Origin of the sequence: Luteibacter sp. 621 (genome assembly GCF_050435445.1) — a bacterium.
In the GTDB taxonomy this organism is placed as follows: Bacteria; Pseudomonadota; Gammaproteobacteria; order Xanthomonadales; family Rhodanobacteraceae; genus Luteibacter.
Genome location: NZ_JBNDKI010000002.1, coordinates 311,227 through 332,252 on the forward strand (window position 1 = coordinate 311,227; position 21,026 = coordinate 332,252).

The following is a 21,026-nucleotide window of genomic DNA, read 5'->3' on the forward strand; positions in this document are numbered from 1 at the left end:
AACGAAAGATGCTCAGATTCAAAGAAGTCGCCTTGCGCGGCTCGGTGGCGCTCGCCTCCGTGTTGCTCGCCACCCCCATGATCGCGCGGGCCGACCACTGCGCGGCGCCCGCCGAAGCGGCCGGAGGACCGGCCAATGCACACACCCGTTACGTCGAAACCCACCTGCAGCCTGCCATCATCAAGAAGGGCGACAAGCCCTCCAGCCTGGCGCAACGCATGCAGCAATACGCGGTACCAGGACTGAGCGTTGCCGTGATCCACGACGGCAAGCTTGCGTGGGCACGTGGCTGGGGCGTTCGCGATATCGCGAGCTGCGCGCCGGTGACACCGGATACTGATTTCCAGGCCGCCTCCATCAGCAAAGTCGTGACCGCCATGCTGGCCCTGCGCATGGTGGAAGAGGGGAAGATCGGTCTGGATAAGAACATCAACGATGCACTGCGTTCCTGGAAGCTGCCGGTCGATCAGAATCTGGCACCCAACGGTGTCACCCTGCGCCAGCTGCTGAGCCACACGGCGGGCATCGGGATGCACGGCTTTCAGGGCTACAAACCCGGCGACCCATTGCCCACCACCGTACAAATCCTGGATGGCCTGCCGCCCGCCAACACAAAACCTGTGCGTAGCGTGCTCCCGGCCGGCGCGCAGTTCGAATACTCCGGCGGCGGCTACGTGATCACACAGCTTGCCTTGTCCGATGTGGGTGGCCTGCCCTTTGCTGACCTGGCACAGCGCGAAGTGTTGGGGCCGCTCGGCATGACACACACTGCGTTCTCCATGCCGCCTTCGCCAGCCATTCAAGCCAACATGGCCCTTGGCCATGCCAACGGCAGCCTTCTTCCCGATAAATACGTGGTGACCCCAGAGCTCGCACCGGCGGGGTTGTGGACGACGGCGGGTGATCTTGCCCGCCTGCTGCTGGATCTGCAGGCGTCCGCCGCTGGCAAGGCAGGCCATCGCCTCTCGCCCGGCATGACCCACACGATGATGACGCCGGTGAAAGACAACTGGGGGCTTGGGGTAGCGGTGTATCCCCAGGGCACGCCACGCTTCATGCACGATGGCGTGAACCCCGGGTTCGACGCTTTCATGGTGGCCTCCACCGGCAAGGGCGATGGCGTCGTCGCCCTCGCCAATGGCGGTGATGGGCGGCGCTTGATCGGCGAAGTCGTCCGTGCCATCGCCACCGATTACGGCATGACCGACATCGCGGTACCGTCCACCGAGGAGAAGGCGATTTCGTTGGCAGAGCTCTCCAAGGCGGCCGGTCACTTCATCGGCGGCGACCTCGATGTGATGATCGAAGCGCGGCCGGACGGCCTGTACGCGAACGCGGGCGCGCCCGTGCCAGAGCGCCTGGTTACGCTATCGCCGACACGCTTTCGCGCCGAGTCCATCGGTGTCACCGTGGAATACGCCAACGATTTCTCGAGCATGACCATGATTGAGGGGGCGCCGCCGATGAAGCTGGTGCGTGTGCCAGCGAAGCCTCCCGGAAACCAGGCGAATTAATCTGAACGATGCAACGGCGCGGCAGCGCCGTGTGCCTAGCTCAACAGCTCCTGCTTCATTCGCTTAAGCCATGGCTTGAGGCGCTTGGGGTCATCGAAGACACGCATGTCGTACTCACATGCCTTCGTGAATTCGCGCAGACTAAGGATGTTCTGGGAAAGCTGCCGCATGACCCCCTTTGTTGATAAGCGGGCATGCGGCGGTATACCGCTGCGAACGGCAAAGCCATAGGTGACCTCGTCGAGTTCCATGTCAAGGTTGCGTAACTGCTCCCTCAACGTGGCGTTCCAGCGCTTGAGCCGATCCTCGGTCACGTTTGCCAGGGAGGCCTTGTCGATGTGTTCCAGTTCGAGCTGCAGCTCAAGCAGATCGAGCAAACTCTTACTCGCATAGGCCAGGTTGACGCGCTGCATGAGCATCGCCTTGCGCTCTCGTTCGATTGGATCGGTCTCGCGATCGGGGTGCAGCGCGCTCGCCAGCCTGCGATAAACATCGCGAAGCGACAGGTGAGCCTCGGCTTGCTCCGTGCGTGCGCGTTCTTGCGCGGCGGCGCGGCGCGCGTCGGCCCGACGGCGGGCTTTCGCCTCCTCGCGGGCGTCGCCTTCCGCGCGCTCCTGAGCATCCAGCTTCTCGAGCTCCTCCTGCAGTTTGTTGAAGAGCTCTTCGGGTGAATCGAATTCGAATTCATCCGGTGACTCCGTGCCGAAAGCAGCCGCCAGGGCAGCCTGGAGCTCAGCCTTGGCAGCAGCGTCGGCCTCGGCCGCCGGTGGCTCGTAACGGCGATAGATCTCTGCCAGGGCGGGATCGTCAACATGGGTAAGCAGTCCCCCTGCGACATAGAGGATGAGGTCCTCTATTGTCTGTCGATCTGCCTTCGTCAGCCCCTTCGCATCGTGCGCCTGGTCGAGACATTGCACCAGTTGAATGCGTATCGCGACGAACGCTTGTTGCGATGGTACGTATTCACCGTGGTATTTCGCCTGGAACTCGGGCTCGAACGCCTGCCAGGCGGCGAGCTCGTCACGACGCTTGTTGATCTTTCCGATCAACGTGTTGAAGGATTTTTGCTCCTTCGTGAGCGCCTTATCGCTACCTTCGCTAGTGACCAGGACGTTGTCGTTTCGCGATTTACCCGTCATGCACGCTCATCCAATGCAGCGCACGCCGTATCCACGCGGCCGCCATGCTCTGGTGCCATACGAATGTCGCCACGCTCTCGGCGGGCATCTCGTACTCAAAGCGAGATGTTCCTTCCGTTACGGATACGCGACGCGCTTGCTTGTTGATATTGACCATCACCATGACGACCGACCCATCAACGGCATTTTGAAATGCCACGTTGGCCAGGCCCTTCTCCTTGTCGGTATCGGTGGACTTGACCCGCAGGGCGCCAGGCAGCACAAAACGGCTGAAGTGCGCGATGGCGTAGTACTCATCGTTACGGGTGACGTCGCCGGTCTCTGAATCAATCGTGATGATGCCCTTGCACAGCCGGCAGCCGCCGAACTGTGGGCCGTGGTTTTCGTCGAGCGCCAGGTTCCAGTAGATAACGCCACGTGCCCATTGCCGCGTGCCGGTCACCAGCAGGTTCCGTGAGAACCACAACAGCTCCCCGTTCATATCCAGGGGCCAGTCACCGCCGGTGCATTCGGTGATGTACGTGTCCTTGTCCGGATGCGCGCGGTGCACCTTGCCCTGTTCGAACGGGCTGCCTTCGTAGCAATGCCAGGCCACGCCATCCACGTAGCGGGCCACGTCCGGATCGGAGAGCACCGCGAGCGGCTGCTGCGGCACGGCCCAGTTGTGGTCCCACTCCAGGATCTGCGTCCGTGGCGTGCGCTTTGCGAGTTTCGGGCCGAGGTGCTTGATCACACGCGCCCGCACCTCCGGGTCCATGGTCATGCCTGGGTAGGCCACCGGTGCGTAGAGCGGCTCGTTCTGCAGCGTAAGGGCGAAGATGGGGATGCCGAGGTCGCGGTACGCATCAACGTACCTGACCAGGTATTCGGCAAAGGTGCCCTCGTATTGCGGGAGCAGCTCACCGCCCGTGAGGTTCTGGTTGCCCTTCATCCAGGCGGGCGCCGTCCACGATGACGCGACGATCAATAGCCCCGGGTTGATGGACAGCGCCTGCCGGATCACCGGCACCAGGTCATCGAGCGTGGGCGCCACATTGAAATGCCGCAGTTGCGGATCGGACTGGCCGAACGGCATGTCGTCCATCGTGTACAGGCCCAACGAGAAGTCCGAGGCACCAATCGGCAGGCGCATCATGTTCAGGTTGAGGTTCGGCGCCTCGCCATAGAGCTCATGCATCACGCTGTCGCGCTGATCGGCGCTCAGCTTGTTGTGGATCAGCCACGCCGAGGCATCGGTCATGGAGGCACCGAATCCGGTCATGGACTGGTAGGTGGTGGCGATATCGACATCGATATCTGCCGGATCCGTGCCCCGGGGCATGAGCGCGAGGTTGGATTGCTGAGCGAGCTTAAGCCGATGATCGGCGGTACTTAGCCATACCTCGACAAAAGGCGTGGTGGGCAGTGCCGATACCTGCGGTGCGGCGGACACCCTGCGCGCGACAAACCGCGGCGCGTACAGGGCGGCCAGGGTGAGCAACGTGATCAGCGCAACGAAGACGCTCGTGACCCGGTGGGAATCCGGCTTCCGCTCATCCATGGCGCCTGAGCGTCCCCTCGCTTGCTTTACCCATCACCAGAATGACACCGCGCGCCCTGTCGTTGGCGCCCAGTCTATGCCAAGGCGGCGTTAGCCGGGAATCTCGGGTTCCACTCGCAGCGTCAGCATCTGCAGCGATGCCTGCCGCCACGCGTCCGGCTGCGACTATCTGGCCCACTCCACCAGCGGCTTGCCCTTCTGCACCACGTAGGTACCCAGCTCCGCCGCATTGTCCTTGCCCACATTCTTCGCGCTGTGGACCACGCCCGCTGGCACCACGAGGACATCGCCCGCCTTCAGGGTGAGCGGCGGCTTGCCGGAAACGTCGTACTCAATCGTCCCCTCGATCACGTAGATGATCTCTTCGCCGGGGTGCTTATGGTTCGAAACGGACTTGCCCGGGTCGAAATCCACCCGCACCTGGTACTCCTCCCAGCCCGGGATGCTGAGGTCGTGCTGGGAAAGCTGTTTCCGATGGGTGCCCGAGGTGTCCTGGGCGGAAGCGGCGGCGGCCCATGTGAAGCCGAGCGCAAGAAGGGTGGCGAGCCTGACGTGGGCGTGCTTCATGGCGATGACCTCAGCGGGGCGGGAGTGACCAGCGCCCCGCCACGCAAGCCGAGGCAACCAGTCCGCCCACCCTACCGCAACCGCCGCCGGAACGATTGGAGGTGCCGACCGCACGGCCGAGCAGCCGGCCCTCGGGTTCGTCAGGGCGAGCCGGCTGGCTGCAAGGCACCCACCGTCACATGCCCGGTCCAATCCTCAAACACGTTGTTCGCCTGCTTATCCACGTACTGCACGATCTGCGCGGTCGGCGGGCACGATGGCTGCGTCTTGCCCTGGGCCAGGTCGCGGAAATCCTGCGTGCCTTCCATGCAATAGCTCGTGCCTGGGGTGTCCTTTAGCGAGGCCATGCCATCGTGATAACGCCGTTCAGCCCGGGGCGCAGCGACCGCATCGGCGTAGGTGTTACGCATGTCCGCCAGCAACGCCTCGGCCTTAGTGGCCTCGTCCTTGGTCAACGTGGCCTTCAACGTATCGCGCGGCTGCACGAACCGTGGTGTATTGCGCTCGGCCGCGAGCGTGAACCACGCATAGGCCAGTGGCCGGTTCATCGGCTGGTGGTCACCGTTCAGCGCCATGATGCCGAGCACGTATTGCGCCGGCTTGCTGGCCCAGCTGGCCGCTTCCTTGAAGAACCGCTGCGCGGCTTCGATGTGCTGGGTGCCGTAGTTCTGTGCGCCCAGGCAGTAGAAGTAATCGCCTGGCAGGAACTTCTCCATGCCGATGGCGCACTTCGCGTCGGATAGTTGCTTGTCCGTGACATGCGCCGGCGCATCATCGGCGTATGCCGCCGCGCCCACGAACACCAGGCCCGTGAATACCAGGGCCTTTGCTACTCGTATCAGGTACCGCATGTGTCGCTCCATAGATCGTGCTGGCTCCCGGCCCAGCCTCCCGCGGCGCAAGGTGTACCACTTCGTGCCACGGGACGATACGACAATATTTTGCGATACGAATCAGGCGCCGTCCTGCCAGCCGCCGCCCAGCGCATAGAACACATGGATGCGTGCCTCGGAGACCGCGGATTCGGCATCCGTGAGCGCGGTTTCCGCGGCGACGCGCGTACGCTCGGCATCCAGCGCGTTGAGGTACGGCGTGCGGCCCGCATGGTAGAGATCCGCCGCCTGCTTCGATGCGAGCGTCGCATCGGCCAGCGCCTGGCGCAGCGTTTCTTCGCGGTCGAGTGCGTGGGCGTAATCGCTTAATGCGGTCTGCGTTTCCTTCAACGCCTGGATCACGGTCTGGTCGAATGCGGCCAGCGCGACATCCGCACCGGCCTTCGCCACTTCCACGCGCTCCCTGGCCGAACGCGTCGGCAAGGTCCAGCTAATCAGCGGGCCGATGGACCAATAACGCGCGGGCGCTTGGCCATAGTCGGCAAGCAGGCCGTTGGTACCCGCACTAGCGCCCAGCGATACGCTTGGGTAAAGGTCGGCGGTTGCCACGCCAATGCGCGCGGTGGCGGCGGCAAGCTTGCGCTCCGCCTCGCGGATGTCCGGCCGGCGGCGAAGCAAGGCCATGCCGTCACCCACCGGGATAGGCTGGGTCGGTTGCGGCACGCTGGTGCAGGACTTTGCCGCGTCGGGAATATCGCCCGGCACATGACCAAGGAGCGCCGCCAGTGCGTACTGTGAGGCCTCATGACGTCGCTCCAGCGGTGGTAACGCGGCACGTGCCAGATCGAGCTGCGCGGTCGCACGGGTGACATCCAGACGGTTGCCCAGCCCGGCATCAAACAATCGCTTGGCCACATCAGCGCCGCGCTCCTGCACCTGCACCGTGCGGTGCGCCACGTCCAGGTCGTGCGCCGCTTCGCAGATGCCCACGTAGCTTGATGCCACCTGCGCAGCCACCGTCACCCGCACGACATCCCGCGCCGCCGTGGCGGCCTCGGCATCGGCTGTGGCGGCTTCCACGCCACGGCGCAGTTTGCCGAACAGGTCGAAGTCGTACGAGGCCTCGATACCGGTGGTCGCGACATTGAACGTGGGCAGCTTTTCTTCCTGCAGGTACGATTCCGCCGAGATCAGGGTCCGCTCGGCGGCCGCCGAGGTCTTCGCCGTGATTTCATGTTCCGCTTCCGCCGCGGCGAGCAAGGCACCGGCGCGGCGCAGGTTCGCATCCGCGGTGCGCAGGCTGGCATTGGCCTGGAGGGCCTGCCGCTCGAGGCCGTCCAGGGTGGGGTCGTTGTACAGCTTCCACCAGTCGTCGCGTGCCGGCGACGTGGCATACGCGGCGCCTTGCCCCTCCGGAAGGAACGTACCGTTCGCACGGGGATCGTTGACCATGGCGTGGTCAGGCACTTTGTAATCGGGGCCCACTGCGGCGCAGCCCGCGAGTGCGATAGCGATGACGAGCGCGGTGGTACCAGCACGCAAACTCATGACCTGGGCCCCGCGCGTTCCTCCGTGCGGATCGTCACCGTGGCCGTACGGCCGGCGACCAGCAACACGTCCGGCGCGGCATCCTCGATGCTGATCCGGACGGGAATGCGCTGCGCCAGGCGCACCCAGTTGAAGGTAGGATTGATATCCGGGAGGCCCTGGGTGCTGTTGGCGCGTTCGCGATCGGCAATACCGCCCGCCACGCTCTGCACGCGGCCGTGCAGGATGCCCTGCTCACCCATGACCTTGATCGTGACGGGTTGGCCTGGCTTTACGCCGTGCAGCCGGGTTTCCTCGAAGTAACCATCCACATGGAACGAGTGGCCATCGACCATGGCGAAGGGAGCGTGGCCCGCAGTCACGTAATCGCCCACGCGCACGACATGGTCGTTTAGCGTGCCATCGGCCGGCGCCTTGACCACCGTGCGCTCCAGATCGAGCCGCGCCGTATCGGCTGCGGTCTCGTCGGCATGCAGGCGTGCTTGGGCGGCGGCCAGCTTCGAGGTCACCTGCTCGGCGGCTTCGCGTGCCACCAGGTCGCTCACCGCGCGGTTGCGCGCATCTTCACGACGCAGTTCGGCAACGGTGGCGCGCTGTTCTTCCACCGCGGCCTCGGCACGACGCACGGCGAGCTCAAAGCGCGCACGGTCAACGACAAAGAGCGGCTGGCCGCGCTTCACCACATCGTTATCGTGCACGAGTACATCGGTCACCAACCCCGATACATCGGGCGACACCTGCACGGTATCGGCGCGAATGTGGGCGTCGCGCGTCCATGGCAGGTCATCATAGGCATGCCACACGTGGATGCCGGCAGCGATGGCTGCGACAACGACAGCAAGCGTTACCGCGCCAGGAAGCATCCTGCGAACCATGTTAGCCACGAGCCACCTCCGGCAGCAGTGCCAGCACGCCGGCCAGGGCCAGCACGTACACGGCAAGGTTGAACAACGCCGGATGCCACACCCACGCGTAGAAGTGTGTCTTGCCAAGGGCGAAGCGCACGACGCTCTTTACGAGGTAGGCCGCGGCCATGACGGCCAACAAGGTGGGGATGTACACGCCGTAAAGGCTGAACTCGCCGTAGAGGGGGATGTTCACTGGGAGAGGATGGACAAGGTGGGTTGGGTGGATGGGGATTCGGGGTGGGTGACGGGCGGAAGCGCCATCAGCGCCAGGCGGTAACGAAGCAATGCAGCCGCGGCGTCGTCGTGGGTAGCGGCAACCTCGGCCATGGCCGTATCGATCACGGTCAGCAGACTGGCCGGTGGCACGAGCGATGTGCGCGATGCCAGGCAACGCTGGAAATAGGCGTGGCTGGCATCGAGCACGGCATCGATGGCCGTGATGCCCCGGGCGCGATGCTCGCGCAGGTCGATCAGGGCGACACTCACACGCAGGTCGCGCACGGCATCCATGTGGGACAGGGGCCTGCCGGTGGTCAGCGCCAGGCGGGGCATCCACTGTGCGGTGCGATCGACGATACGCGAGAGCGCGGCCTGCCGGTCCAGCCGGATGTCCCGGCGCGACAACGCCACTTGTTCGCGCCAGTTGGCGAGCGCCAGCCGGCGGGCGCCGATCTGGGCGCCGAACGGGCGCGTGGCGGCGCTCCACACTGCGGCGAACGCGAGCCCGCCCAGCGCCGCCAGGCTGCTGTTCGCGTAATCCTCGAAGTTGGCTGCCGAGTTGTTATGCAACGCGATGCCACTGATCGTCTGCGAGGTCACCAGCAACACGCCCATGTTGAACGCAGGCCGCCCGGTGAGCGTGCCAACCAGGATGAGTGGCGGCGCGAGCGACAAGGCCACGCCTGCGAACGTCGTCACCTGGGGAAAGATGTAGAACAGGTACACCAGGCCTGTCGCGACGCTGATCGTCTGCCACAGGAGAAACCGCCCAATGAGCGCCGCGGGTGCGTCGGATGCAGCGAAAAATGCGGTGGATACCGCGACGAGCACAACGCCGGCGGCGCCGCCCGGCCAGCCGCTGTAAAGCCACGCCGTGGCCGAGATGACAAACGCCAGCGCCGGCGAAAGCGCGGCATGCAGCATCATGACGTGATCGTAGAAGCGCTTGCTCGCGTCGGGCACGGCATCGCGGTAGGCCAGGGGCGGCGTGGTGGCGGCCCTGGTCACGAAGGCGCCGTGCAATACCAGGCAGTCTTGCCACAAGTCCACCAGGTCGCGCAGGCGTTCTGTCGCGTTGGTGACAGGCAAGCTTGCTGCCGCAGGAGCGCCCTGAGCATCGCGCAATGCCGCGATCGCGTCGCGCAACGCATTGCCCCGTTCCACTGAACCATCGACGCCTTCCCGCAGCCACGCGATCACGTCATCCAGCACCGCAGCGCAGACGTGGCCCGCACCGCCGTCGTGCGTTGCCGCGTGGCCTAGCGCATCGGCGAGCGATGCAACCTGCGGTATCAACATGGTCATGCGGTAGCGCACCTGGCGCGCTTCGCGGGCCTCGTTACGGCGCGTGGCGTCGTGACCGAGGTGGGTGATCAGCGCATCGAGCGAGGCAATGTCGCTCAGCAGGTTAAAGCGCAGCGGCGGCGTGGTACGGCGTGCAGGATCGGTGAGCCGGCGTACGGCCCATGCCGAGGCGTCCCGCATCAGCACAGCGACGCGCTCATGGAACACCGGCCCTACGCGATCGGGCAAGAGCACCGTGCTGACCACGCTTGCGCAAATGATGCCGAGCAGGATCTCCTCCGTACGCGCCACGGCAGTATCGAACACGGTACCGGGCGCAATGATCGCGGATACCGCGATCAGGGGCGTGGTGTACGAAGCGAGCAGGAAACCATAGGCGCTTGGCGTGTTATCGCGCAGCGACAGGTACAGGGCGACCGCGCTCCAGGTGCCCATGGCCACGACCAGCGTAAGCGGGCTCGAGGCAAACAGCGAGACAAGGAGGACGGCCATCGTCGCGCCGAGGACGGTACCGAACGCGCGGTAGATCGACTTCGAGCGCGTGGCGCCCGAAAGCGGGTGCGACACGATGTACACACTGGCGAACGACCAGTACGGATTGGGCAGCGGAATCTTCAGCGCGATATAGAACGCCAGGGTCGCGGCAAGGAACGCTTTCCCCGAGTAAAGCCATTCGGAGGTCGTGGGCAGGACGAGGCGCATGGGCTCAGGCTTCGCTGTCGTCCTGGCCATCGAACACAAGCGCCGCATTCAGCGCCTGGTGCACGCGCAGCGCAGCGCGCACATCCTCCTCGGGCACCGCGGCAAGGATCTCGCGGCGCATCTGCACCATGCGGGCTTCCATCTGCACGGCCATGGCCTCCCCTGCTTCGGTCAGCCACAGCGTCTTGGCCCGGCGATCTGCCGGATCGCTTTCACGGCGGACCAGGCCGAGCTCGACCAGCTTGTCCAGCGTGCGTACCAGCGAAGGGCCGGTCACGCCGATCTGGTCGGCCAGGGTGACCTGATTGATACCGCCACCGGAGCGGCCCACCAACAGCATGGGCACCACGGTGGCCGATGTGACCTCGAAATCGGCCAGGCGCACGTCCAGCATCCGCTGGAAACGGCGGCTGGTGGCTAGCGCAAGGGTGGTCAGCTGCATGTGCAGCCGGTCGAGGGGCGTCATGGGATAAATGATAGCATGCTAATAATTGCAGCATCCATATCGCGTCGCCGAGCCCGTTCAGGCAACGCTTGGGCGAGGCCTTTTGGGCGTTACGCCCCTGGCGATTCCGAGCACGTGACTGGCTTCACCCTGCCCGTATCTGGATCCATTCCCGCGTTGTAGAGGTCGGCATGGCGCCCCTTGGTCCACCAGATGACTGAGCCTGCGGCGTAGCGCACGCCGCTGCCCGATATCAGGCTCACCAGCAGTGTGGGCTTACCATCGATGGGCAGCAGGGCGAAGCTCTGTCCGTTGTCGCCATTCCAGTAGGTGACCGTGAACGGCTTGCCGGTAGGGCAACGGTAGGTGCCCGTCGTGGGCTTGCCGGTTTTCACGCCTGGGATGGCAAGGGATTGGGCACCTGCCGGCAAGGCGACGAACGAGAGCACCGCAAGGGCAATCAAGGGTTTCATGGAAGGGCGAGCTCCGTGGCGGCTTGCTGCAAGGGCGCGCCGGAGACGCGCAACAGGCCGGTGTAAGGGGATTCCAGCTCCATCACCAGGAAGATCGACCCTGAGAACGCCAGGGCGGCACAGAACAGGACGATCCGGACCGATGCGTTGTGCATGGCGAACGTGCCCATGCCGATGAAGATGAGGACGATCCACGCGGTGACGACGGCCAGCAACGGCAACGGCTCGGATGATTTCTCGTGCTCGGAGGTGAGGATGCGCTGGCGGGCCAGGTCGGCCGTAACGTCGAGCGCCCGGCGCTGGAACCACCACTTTGCTTCGGTATCCGGGGTCAACGCCAGGATGGAGCTTTGCAGCTGCGTGATCAGGCTCAGGCTCGTGTGCGGCAGGCGGAACACGATTTTTTCCATCTCCCCGTCGGGGGCGACGCGTTCGGTGGCACGCGCCAGGAACGCGCGCAGGTCCGCGCGGATCGGCGCGGTTTCCGGCCCGTAGCCCGACAAGGCGCGATCCAGCAGCAGGATCGATGTCGAGACCCCGACGATGTCATCGTTGGCGCGGTCGAACGTCGCCCGCGCCGAGGTGACCATGAAGCCAAGCACCAGCGCGGCCAGCGTGGCCATCATGCTGATCCCGAACTGCGCGGCCTTTTGCGCCTCGTAGACCAGGTGATCCTCGGGCATGCGCCGCGCGATCCAGCCGCCCAGGTAGAGGCTGCCACACGCAAGCAGCAACACGCCCAGCGAGACGAAGATGGCGAACATGGGTGGCTTCCCCGTTTGGATAGCGCTGGCTACATCCTCGCCGCAGACGCGGCTGCCAGCTTTCGAAATAGCACGGTCCTTTGTGAAAAGGACAGCCCGTCGCTGCTATCCTGCCGAGCTGTTTGGCGGGAGCGTCGCAGGGTGCGAAGCGCAGCGACAACGCGGGTTCCGCGAATGGCCACGTTCGGGGCAGCCCTTCGGATCTGGGCCGGCCTGCTCGTGCTCTCGGCCCTGGTGGTGCTGGCCTCGGTGCTGCTGGGCGGCGATGGATCCACGCTCCGCGCGTCGTGGCATGGCCTGGCCGGTGCGGCCGAAACGCCCATGCACACCATCGTCCACGAACTGCGGATTCCACGGGCACTGGCCGCGTACGGCGTCGGCGGCCTGCTCGCGCTTTCCGGCTGCCTTATGCAGATCCTGGTCCGCAACCCGCTGGCCGATCCCTACACCCTGGGCCTCTCGGGCGGTGCCGCCGTGGGGGCGCTTGGCGCCATGCTGGCCGGCGCGGGTGCCGTCGTGACGGCCGGTGGCGCCGCCCTGGGTGCCTTGTTCGCCTGCGTTGCCGTGTTCGTGCTTGCCCACCGAGATCTGATCGCCCGTCGCCGCGCGGCGCACCGCGACGATGCCACTGACCTGATCCTGATCGGCGTCATGCTTGCCTCCGGCTTCGGCGCCATCGTGAGCATGATGCTGGTACTGGCCCCCGACCGTAATCTACGCGGCATGCTGTTCTGGATGATGGGTGACCTAAGTGGCGTCGCCACGCCGTGGCCCCCGTTGCTCTCCCTTCTGGCCGCCCTTTTCCTGGTAGCGCCCCTGGGGCGCCAGCTGAACCTGCTCGCGCGTGGCGAGGAATCGGCCAGCGCCCTTGGGGTAAGGCCGAACGCCGTGAAATCGGCGATCTTCGCCATCGCATCGCTCGCCACGGCAGTGGCCGTGACCACGGCCGGCACGGTGGGCTTCGTCGGCCTTGTTGTGCCGCATGCATTGCGCCGCGTGGTCGGCAACGACCAGCGCGTGCTTATCCCGGCAAGCGCGCTGTGCGGGGGCATGCTCGTCGTCATCGCCGATACCATCTCGCGCATCGTGGCCGATCCTATCCAGCTCCCCGTGGGCGCGGTCATGGCGATCATCGGCGTGCCTACCTTCCTCTTCCTGCTGGTCCAACGCCGGTGAGTGCCACGCTATCCACCGCGCGCCTGCGCCTGGCCGTGCGTGATCGCTGCCTGGTCGATGCGCTGGACTTACAGATCGAGCCTGGCCAGGTGTGGTGCGTGCTGGGTCCGAATGGCGCCGGCAAATCCACCCTGCTGCGCACGCTGGCAGGCCTGCGTGACCCCGACGGCGGCCACGTACTCCTGGATGGTCGTGACATCGCCACGTGGAAACCCATGGACCTGGCGCGTCGCCGTGGCTTCCTGCCGCAATCGGTGGTGGATGCATTCAGCCTTACCGTCATCGAGGCCGTGACCGCCGCCCGCCATCCGCGCCTGCCGTTCTGGGCCTGGGGCGATGAAGACCTGGGCGCCGTACGCGCAGCACTGGCGCGGTTCGAACTGGGTAACCTCGCCGAACGCGATATCACGACGCTATCCGGTGGCGAGCGCCAGCGCGTCAACATCGCCGCGCTTTTCGCGCAGGATGTCGGCGTCATGTTGCTCGATGAACCGCTGTCGTCACTCGACCTGCACCACCAGATGAAGACCCTGCAAGAGCTTGTGCTCGCATCACGCGCAGGCCGTGCCGTCGTGTTCACGGTGCATGACATCAACCTTGCCATGCAGCACGCGACCCATGCGGTGCTGTTGGGTGGGCATGGCGGCGCACTCGCCGGTGCGAAGGAGGCCATCGTGACACCGGCGCACCTCACTGCCGCGTTCCACCATCCGATCCGCGGCATCACCATTGATGGTGAGCTGTTCTTCCGCGCCGCACGCCTCACGGACAAACGCACATGATCCATCGCCTTGCCTTGCTTGCCCTGTTCCTTGCAGCGCCCGCCATGGCGGCTGTGAGCGTGACCGACGATGCAGGGCGCACGGTCACGCTGCCCGCGCCCGCGCACCGGATCATTAGCCTGGCGCCGAACATCACCGATACGCTGTACGCAGCGGGTGCCGGAAGCTTTGTCGTCGGCACGTCGCGCTTCAGTGAGCACCCGGATGCGGCACGGCGCATCCCGGTGGTGGGCGATGCCACCATGCTCGATCTCGAACGCATCGTCGCGCTCAGGCCCGACGTGATCTTGGTGTGGAAGAGCGGCACGCCCGCCGCACAGGTCGAGAAGCTCGCACGGCTGGGTATTCCCATTTATTACGCCGAGACCACGCGACTGGCCGATATCCCCATGGCAACGCGGCGGTTTGGCCAGCTGGCCGGCACGGCGCCCGTAGCGAATGCCAATGCCAACGCGTTTGTCCAGGCCCTCGACGGGCTGCGTCGTTCGTACGCCGGCAAGAAGCGAGTGACGGTGTTCTTCCAGATATGGGATCGCCCGCTAATGACCGTCGGCCGCGCGCAGATGATCTCGGACGCCCTTGACCTGTGTGGCGGGCAGAACATCTTCGACGATCTCTCGCAGGCCGCACCCACGGTGGGCCGCGAGGCCGTGCTGGCACGCCGGCCGGACGTGGTGATGACCGCGGGCGGCAACGGCGATTCGCTGGACGCCTGGGCCCACGCCGCGTCGCTGCCCGCGGCACGGAACGGCAATGTCATGGTGATCGATGCCCCCACGCTGGCCCTGCCGTCGCCCTCGATCCTGCCCAGCGTTCGCACGTTGTGCATGAAGCTGGATGAAGCGAGGAAGCGCACGCCTTAGCAACGGCCTTGCGGCCGCCGTCACATTTGCCGTGGTTACATTTCAACCGCTGACCCACCGGCGCCACCCATGACCGATGCCACCACACCCACCGTGAACCGCGATCTCACCTGGCTCGACGGGGGCGGTGAAGTGGGCGCACTCATCCGGGCGTTCAACTGGGAAGCCACGGGCCTTGGCACCCTGGAAACGTGGCCACAGAGCCTGCGTACCGCCACGGGCCTGCTGCTGCTCTCACCCGTCCCCATCGTGCTGCTGTGGGGCGAGAAAGGCATCATGATCTATAACGACGCCTACTCGGTCTTCGCCGGTGGGCGACACCCCCAGCTGCTGGGCTCGGAAGTGCGCCGCGGCTGGGAAGAGATCGCCGACTTCAACGATAACGTGATGCGGGTGGGACTCGCCGGTGGCACGCTCGCCTACAAGGACCAGCGCCTTACGCTGCAGCGGCATGGCAAGCCCGAGCCGGTGTGGATGAACCTGGACTACTCACCCGTACTGGATGAGAGCGGCAAGCCCGGCGGCGTCATTGCTATCGTCGTGGAGACCACCGAGCGGGTCCGCGCCGAAGAGCGCCTGCGGGAAAGTGAAAGCCGCTTTCGCGCACTGGTGAATGCCACATCCGATGTGGTTTACCGGATGGACCCAAGCTGGGCCAGCATGAACGCCCTCGACGGGCGCGGGTTCATCGCCGATACCACGGAACCCTCCCCCGACTGGATGGCGGGCTACGTACCGCACGACGAGCAACCACGCATTCGCTCCGCCATCGACCGGGCCGTGCGTAGCAAGGGCATCTTTGAACTGGAGCATCGCGTGAAGCGCGTCGATGGTTCGATTGGCTGGGTGCAGTCACGTGCCGTGCCAGTGGTCGATGAGGACGGAGCGATCATTGAATGGTTTGGTGCCGCCGGTGACATCAGTACGCGCAAGTCGGCCGAACAGGCCCTGCGTGAGAATGAAGGACGCCTGCGCTTCCTCGATGCACTGAACGAGCAGACCGCACGCAGCACCAATGCAGATGACATCCTGCGTACCAGCACACGGATGTTGGGCGAGCACCTTGGCGTGGCGCTGTGCGCGTACGCCGATATGGATGCGGACGAAGATGCGTTCACCATCCGCGGCGACTGGACACTACCAGGGTATGCCAGCATCGTCGGCCGCTATCGTTTGGCCGATTTCGGCACGCTGGCCGTGGAGCGCCTGCGCGCGGGCAAGCCTCTCATCATCGAGGATAACCAGCGCGAACTGCAGCCTGAGGAAGCGAAAACCTTCCAGGCCCTGGGCATTTCCGCCACGATCTGCATCCCCCTGATCAAGGGTGGCAAGCTCACGGCGCTCATGGCCATTCACGATGGATTGCCGCGCCAGTGGCAGCTACGTGAGCTTGCGCTGCTCGACGAGGTAACGGAGCGCTCGTGGGCACACATCGCGCGGGTACGCGCGGAGGCCGAGGTACGCGACGGCGAGCGGCGGTTCCGTGAAGAGCTCGAGCAGCAGGTCGCCGAACGTTCGGCTGCCCTCGAGCGATCGCAAGCGCATGTTCGCCAGGCGCAAAAGATGGAAGCCCTTGGCAATCTGACGGGCGGTATCGCGCACGACTTCAACAACCTGCTCATGGCCGTGCAGGGAAGCCTGGAATTGCTGCGTGAACGTATTCCGCAGGAGCCCCCGCTGCTGCGCCTGGTGGATAACGCGCGTGCCGGCGCAGAGCGCGGCAGCTCACTCACCCGCCGCATGCTGGCGTTCGCACGCCGCCAGGATCTTAAAGCCGAGCGTGTCGATCTGCGCGCCCTGGTGATTGGCATGACCGAGCTGATGGAGCGCTCGCTGGGCGCCACCATCACCGTGGAGACGCGCTTCGAAACCGGCCTGCCTGCAGTGGAGGCCGATGCAAACCAGCTGGAGTCCGCCTTGCTCAACCTCGCGGTGAATGCACGCGATGCCATGGATGGCGTGGGCACCATCGTCATCACCACCGGTGAAGCATGGGTGGGCCAGGCCGATGAACGCCTGGCGCCGGGACGTTATGTACGGTTGGCGCTGACCGACTCAGGCGCCGGCATGGATGAGCACACGTTGAAGCGGGCCACCGAGCCCTTCTTCACGACCAAGGGCGTGGGCAAGGGAACCGGCCTGGGCCTCTCCATGGCCCAGGGCCTGGCCGAGCAGTTGGGCGGCATGCTTGCGCTGCATAGCGAGGTCAACAAGGGAACGACGGCCGAAATATGGTTGCCCGCCATGGCGGATACGGCGCCCATGGATCCTGCGCCCGCGATGACGCCACTAGCCAAGCCGCGCTGCCCCAGTGCACGACGGCTGAGCATCCTTACCGTGGATGATGACGACCTCGTCCGGGCCACCACGGTGGAGATGCTGGAGGACCTTGGCTACGACGTGGTCGCTGCACGTTCCGGTTTCGAAGCGTTGCGCCTGCTGGCCGAGCACAGCGTGGACCTGGTTGTCACCGACCATGCCATGCCGCAGATGACCGGCGCGCAGCTTGCCGCGCAAGTGCGTGGCCGCTGGCCGACACTGCCTGTGATCATGGCGACCGGCTACGCCGATCTGCCTGCGGGCGAGCAACTCGATTTTCCCCGGCTTGCCAAGCCTTATTCTCAGGCAACACTTGCCGAGGCCATCGCCCGCGCGCTGCCCTGCGTAGACTGACCCGCGCTCAGGCCTTGGCGACAATGAGCCAGGCAGGTGCCCAGCTGTAGTCGTGCACGTGCGTGGTCGATGCCACGCGATATCCCGCGCGCACCAACTCTTCCTGCCAGGCCGTGATGGGTTGTTCCCAGTTGGAGGGGGTTGTCGCCCGAAGCTGGCCCAGCAACATCGGCGCAAGAAAGCCGCCAGCCACCAGCGGGGCATCGTCGCCATACTCATGCGCCGCGCGTTCATAACGCTCGGCAAGCGAGGCAAAGCGCTGTTCGGCATTCGCGAACACCGGCACATCGAACTCTACGATGGCCAGCCGGGTAACATGGCGCCGCAAACGTTTCAACGCGTTGAGGCGATCACCCGGTGGGATGGACTGCAGCGCGAACGTCGATTGCACAAGGTCCCATCGGCGCTCTGGGCCAAGCTGCGTAAGAAAGGCTTGCAAGGTGAGCTGCCACGCCTTCCCTGCGGGCAGCCGGGGTCGCAATGCATCGAGCAGGCCGCCCGATGGCTCCACCACATCCACCGTAACCGGGGCACGCCGGGTCTGGCCCAGCGCGGGCAGCAGCGCCATGCCATCGCCCACGCCGATATCGAGCAGGCAACGCACGCCCAGCTGTTCATAGAGTCGAGCCAGCGCTGCGCTCACTTCGCCATACAGCGCTCGATTGCCGCCTGCGCGAATGAAGATTTCGAACGCGCGCGGCACATCGTAGGCGCCGCGCTCTTCGTCGCCCATGGCCGCGTGTGCAAGGGCGGCCGCCATGAGCGAGCCCTCGTCCCGCGCCCTGGCCAGAAAAGGCCCGGCATCGCCATGTTCGCCGAGCAGGCGCAGGGCGCGGGCGAGTGAAGGGATCATCGGGGCATGGTAGGCCACGGGCGATCCCCTGACTTACGGGCGCTCTGCGCCAGGCGTCGGCGCAAGCCGATAGCGCTGATGGCTGTATGCCCAGCTCGGCCACAAGGCGTGGGCCAGCGCGACCTTCTCCAGCTGCGGATCGACCGACTCCGGATCGAGCTTCTCGCCTTGCACGCCGTAGTGGTACTGCGTGGGCGGCTGGTTCGGGCGAAGCACCAGCAGCGTATCGCCTTTCAGGTAACCGTAGTTGTCGCCGTACTGCATGATCGCGCGGTCCGGATAGCGCTGGGTGAGGTCGGCGCCGAGCATGGGATGCTCACTACTGATGCCGATCAGTGAAAGCAGAGTAGGCGCCAGATCGACCTGGCTCACGATGTGCTCATCCTTCTTCACCGGCACACCCGCGCCAAGGATCAACGCAGGGATGTGGAAATGACGCACCGGCACCAGGCTGGCACCGAACACACGCGCATCGTGGTCGGCCACGATCAGGAACACCGTGTGATTCCAGTACGGCGAGGCCTTGGCCTTTTCAAAGAACTGCCCGATGGACCAATCGGCGTAACGCACGGCGTTTGCATTGCTGGCCGGGTCACCCTCGGCCTTGATCCGTCCAGCGGGATATTCCCACGGGGTGTGGTTCGAGACGGAGAACGCAACGGTGAGCGTCGGCTTGTCACCATCATCCATCAGGCGGTGGTGCAGCTCGTTGAACATGTCCTCATCCGAGGCACCCCACGAGCCGACGAATGCCGGCTTCGTTTCAAAGCTCGCGCGGTCCACCACCTCGTTGAAGCCGTTGCCGAAGAAGAACGAACGCATGTTGTCGAAATGCGCTTCGCCGCCATACAGGAACCGGGTGTGGTAACCGTAGGTATCGAGCAGGGCTCCCAACGTGAAGAAATCACGCTGGCTGCGCGGCAACTTCAGTACGGCTTCGGCGGGCGTGGGCAGGAAGCCGGTCGTGACCGCTTCCAGGCCGCGCGCGCTGCGCGTACCGGTCGCATAGGTGCGTTCCAGCCACCAGCCTTCGTTTGAAAGCTTGTCGAGCTCTGGCGTGTAACCTGCGCCCCCCAGGCTGCCGACGAACTGCGCACCCAGGCTTTCTTCCAGGATGATCACCAGGTTGAGCGGTTTGCCGTCCTGGCGGGACGCGACCTGCTTGTGCAGCGATGGATATTGCGGATCGAGCGGGGCGCCCGTGAGGCCCGCCGTATCGCGCACGATCTGGTTCATTTCGTCATCGGGCAGCTTGCCGTACACGGCCGATGCAGAACGCTCGTTGCCGAGGGCAAGCGCGGCGTTGAGCACGTTGTACAACGAGTTCAACGGCAGCGTGTTGACCATGGCATCGTTGGTGAAAGCCACTTGCGAGGCATTCAACGGGCGATGCTGCAAGGTGCCGCGCCCCGCCAGGAACAACACACAGAAGACGAGCACCGTGGCCACCGGGCGCACCCAGCCACGTACCGCGCGCGCATCGGGGCGGCGCGTGGGCAGCAGTTTGAAGCCGATCCAGCCCAGCAGCGCGAAGACGATAAGCCCCGCCCCTACCGAGAGCTTGTAGCCGTTCCACAGCATGGACGCGACTTCATGCGGGCTGGTGAGGTATTCGAAGTACAGACGGTTGGGGCGGGTGTCGTATTCGACGATGAACTGAGGGGTGGAGACCTCCAGCAGCACGTACAGCAGCCACCACAACCGCAGCCACCATGCGGTGATACGGGTAGGCCATGCCCGGTGCCCTAGCCAGGGCGCCAGCAGGGCCGGTGCCGCGATCACCATGGCCAGCAGGGAAAGATCGATGCGCCAGCCGCCCAGGAGCACGGGCCACAGGCCGCCGGCATCATGGACGCGCGACCATTGCCAGGCCGAGAACCCAAGGCGGGCAAGGGTCAGGAAGACGAGGACGGCGGCGACGAAACGCCAGATAAGCTTGCGCACGAGGGTGGTCCGGGCTGGGCGCGGCGCAGCGGCCACGCGGTGACGGGCATGTTACAGCCCGCTCACTTTACACTGTGCGCCTTGTCAGCAACTTACCGCAGCCTTTCGGGGCGCCCTGCGAGGAACCACGATGTTCAGACTGGCCGACGCCACGCCCATCGCCACCGGCCATGTCCGCGAGGTGTACCAGCACCCGGATGACGAGAGCCTGCTGGTGAAGGTGATCTCCAGCGCCTCGATCGAGACCCGCTGGAACCAGGCCCCCTGGTACCGCCGTATCGCCCGCTGCGGCCCGTACAAGGATTTCGTCCGCGAGTTCCGCGAGTACGTGACCAGCGTGTACGTGGGCAGTTATGAAACGTCGCCGATTGCGCGCGTGGTAGGGCTGGAGATGACCGATATCGGCCTGGGCCAGATCGTGGAAAAAGTACGCGCGCCGGATGGCCGCCTTGCCCCGACCCTGCATGACTGGGTCAAGGCCGAAGGTTTCACCGAACGCACCCGCGCTGAAATGGAAGCCTTCTACGCCCGCCTGCTCAGCCACGACACCATCGCCGCCGACCTGCATGCGTGGAACGTGGTCTACGGCGAAGATTCCCGCGGTGGCCCCCGCCTGGTGATGATCGATGGCTTCGGCGAGAAGAACATCATCCCGCACCAGTCGATGAGTCGCTCGCATAATGCCGCGCGCACAAAGAAAAAGTACGAACGCATGCTAAAGCGAACGATCGCCGAAGCCCCGCAGCGCCCAGCGCCCCTGTAGGAGCGCGCTCGCGCG

The 21,026-nt window shown here is 65.1% G+C and carries 19 protein-coding genes; 6 read left to right on the plus strand and 13 right to left on the minus strand.

The features are described from left to right. Positions 1 to 8 precede the first annotated feature (8 nt). The gene (locus tag ABIE56_RS03640) at positions 9 to 1,514 is read left to right on the plus strand and encodes a serine hydrolase domain-containing protein (protein ID WP_429242471.1); all 1,506 of its coding nucleotides are present in this window, start codon (positions 9 to 11) and stop codon (positions 1,512 to 1,514) included. 35 nt (positions 1,515 to 1,549) lie between these two features. Here the strand turns inward: ABIE56_RS03640 and ABIE56_RS03645 are convergent, their stop codons facing one another. The 11 genes from ABIE56_RS03645 to ABIE56_RS03695 form a co-directional block, all read right to left on the minus strand. Then, complete coding sequence (locus tag ABIE56_RS03645; RefSeq protein WP_429242472.1) at positions 1,550 to 2,653, minus strand: hypothetical protein; 1,104 nt, start codon at positions 2,651 to 2,653, stop codon at positions 1,550 to 1,552. Then, on the minus strand, positions 2,643 to 4,193 hold the full coding sequence (locus ABIE56_RS03650; protein ID WP_429242473.1) for a glycoside hydrolase family 30 protein: 1,551 nt from the start codon (positions 4,191 to 4,193) through the stop codon (positions 2,643 to 2,645). Before ABIE56_RS03650 ends, ABIE56_RS03645 begins: the two co-directional genes overlap by 11 nt. A gap of 165 nt (positions 4,194 to 4,358) precedes the next feature. Further along, positions 4,359 to 4,760: a cupin domain-containing protein gene (locus ABIE56_RS03655; protein WP_429242474.1), complete on the minus strand. Its 402-nt coding sequence runs from the start codon at positions 4,758 to 4,760 to the stop codon at positions 4,359 to 4,361. Between the two features lie 140 nt (positions 4,761 to 4,900). Then, positions 4,901 to 5,611, minus strand: a complete 711-nt coding sequence (locus ABIE56_RS03660) for a hypothetical protein (protein WP_429242475.1) — start codon at positions 5,609 to 5,611, stop codon at positions 4,901 to 4,903. 102 nt (positions 5,612 to 5,713) lie between these two features. Continuing rightward, entirely contained in the window at positions 5,714 to 7,141 is a 1,428-nt protein-coding gene (locus ABIE56_RS03665) for an efflux transporter outer membrane subunit (protein WP_429242476.1), read from the minus strand. Next, positions 7,138 to 8,016 (minus strand): efflux RND transporter periplasmic adaptor subunit, encoded by an 879-nt coding sequence (locus ABIE56_RS03670; RefSeq protein ID WP_429242602.1) that lies wholly within the window; start codon positions 8,014 to 8,016, stop codon positions 7,138 to 7,140. Before ABIE56_RS03670 ends, ABIE56_RS03665 begins: the two co-directional genes overlap by 4 nt. A gap of 1 nt (position 8,017) precedes the next feature. Then, a complete protein-coding gene (locus ABIE56_RS03675) occupies positions 8,018 to 8,236 on the minus strand; it encodes a DUF1656 domain-containing protein (protein ID WP_429242603.1) in 219 nt (72 codons plus the stop codon). Between the two features lie 2 nt (positions 8,237 to 8,238). Continuing rightward, complete coding sequence (locus ABIE56_RS03680; protein WP_429242477.1) at positions 8,239 to 10,275, minus strand: FUSC family protein; 2,037 nt, start codon at positions 10,273 to 10,275, stop codon at positions 8,239 to 8,241. 4 nt (positions 10,276 to 10,279) lie between these two features. Next, the gene (locus ABIE56_RS03685) at positions 10,280 to 10,741 is read right to left on the minus strand and encodes a MarR family winged helix-turn-helix transcriptional regulator (RefSeq protein ID WP_429242478.1); all 462 of its coding nucleotides are present in this window, start codon (positions 10,739 to 10,741) and stop codon (positions 10,280 to 10,282) included. An 89-nt stretch (positions 10,742 to 10,830) separates the two neighbouring features. Next, on the minus strand, positions 10,831 to 11,193 hold the full coding sequence (locus ABIE56_RS03690; protein ID WP_429242479.1) for an MliC family protein: 363 nt from the start codon (positions 11,191 to 11,193) through the stop codon (positions 10,831 to 10,833). Next, a complete protein-coding gene (locus tag ABIE56_RS03695; protein ID WP_429242480.1) occupies positions 11,190 to 11,957 on the minus strand; it encodes a hypothetical protein in 768 nt (255 codons plus the stop codon). The genes ABIE56_RS03690 and ABIE56_RS03695 overlap by 4 nt, the downstream gene beginning before the upstream one ends. Before the next feature lie 174 nt (positions 11,958 to 12,131). On the opposite strand from ABIE56_RS03695, the gene ABIE56_RS03700 reads away from it, so the two are divergent. From ABIE56_RS03700 to ABIE56_RS03715, 4 genes are all read left to right on the plus strand, one after another. Beyond that, the gene (locus ABIE56_RS03700) at positions 12,132 to 13,133 is read left to right on the plus strand and encodes a FecCD family ABC transporter permease (protein WP_429242481.1); all 1,002 of its coding nucleotides are present in this window, start codon (positions 12,132 to 12,134) and stop codon (positions 13,131 to 13,133) included. Further along, positions 13,130 to 13,915, plus strand: coding sequence for an ABC transporter ATP-binding protein (locus ABIE56_RS03705; RefSeq protein WP_429242482.1), 786 nt, complete (start codon positions 13,130 to 13,132; stop codon positions 13,913 to 13,915). Before ABIE56_RS03700 ends, ABIE56_RS03705 begins: the two co-directional genes overlap by 4 nt. Beyond that, a complete protein-coding gene (locus tag ABIE56_RS03710) occupies positions 13,912 to 14,778 on the plus strand; it encodes a cobalamin-binding protein (protein WP_429242483.1) in 867 nt (288 codons plus the stop codon). Before ABIE56_RS03705 ends, ABIE56_RS03710 begins: the two co-directional genes overlap by 4 nt. A gap of 69 nt (positions 14,779 to 14,847) precedes the next feature. After that, positions 14,848 to 17,451, plus strand: a complete 2,604-nt coding sequence (locus tag ABIE56_RS03715) for a response regulator (RefSeq protein ID WP_429242484.1) — start codon at positions 14,848 to 14,850, stop codon at positions 17,449 to 17,451. A 7-nt stretch (positions 17,452 to 17,458) separates the two neighbouring features. On the opposite strand, the gene ABIE56_RS03720 is transcribed toward ABIE56_RS03715, so the two are convergent. Beyond that, positions 17,459 to 18,322, minus strand: coding sequence for a class I SAM-dependent methyltransferase (locus tag ABIE56_RS03720; protein WP_429242485.1), 864 nt, complete (start codon positions 18,320 to 18,322; stop codon positions 17,459 to 17,461). A 15-nt stretch (positions 18,323 to 18,337) separates the two neighbouring features. After that, the gene (locus ABIE56_RS03725; RefSeq protein ID WP_429242486.1) at positions 18,338 to 20,248 is read right to left on the minus strand and encodes an LTA synthase family protein; all 1,911 of its coding nucleotides are present in this window, start codon (positions 20,246 to 20,248) and stop codon (positions 18,338 to 18,340) included. A 130-nt stretch (positions 20,249 to 20,378) separates the two neighbouring features. On the opposite strand from ABIE56_RS03725, the gene ABIE56_RS03730 reads away from it, so the two are divergent. Continuing rightward, a complete protein-coding gene (locus ABIE56_RS03730; protein WP_429242487.1) occupies positions 20,379 to 21,011 on the plus strand; it encodes a YrbL family protein in 633 nt (210 codons plus the stop codon). The last annotated feature ends 15 nt before the right edge of the window (positions 21,012 to 21,026 follow it).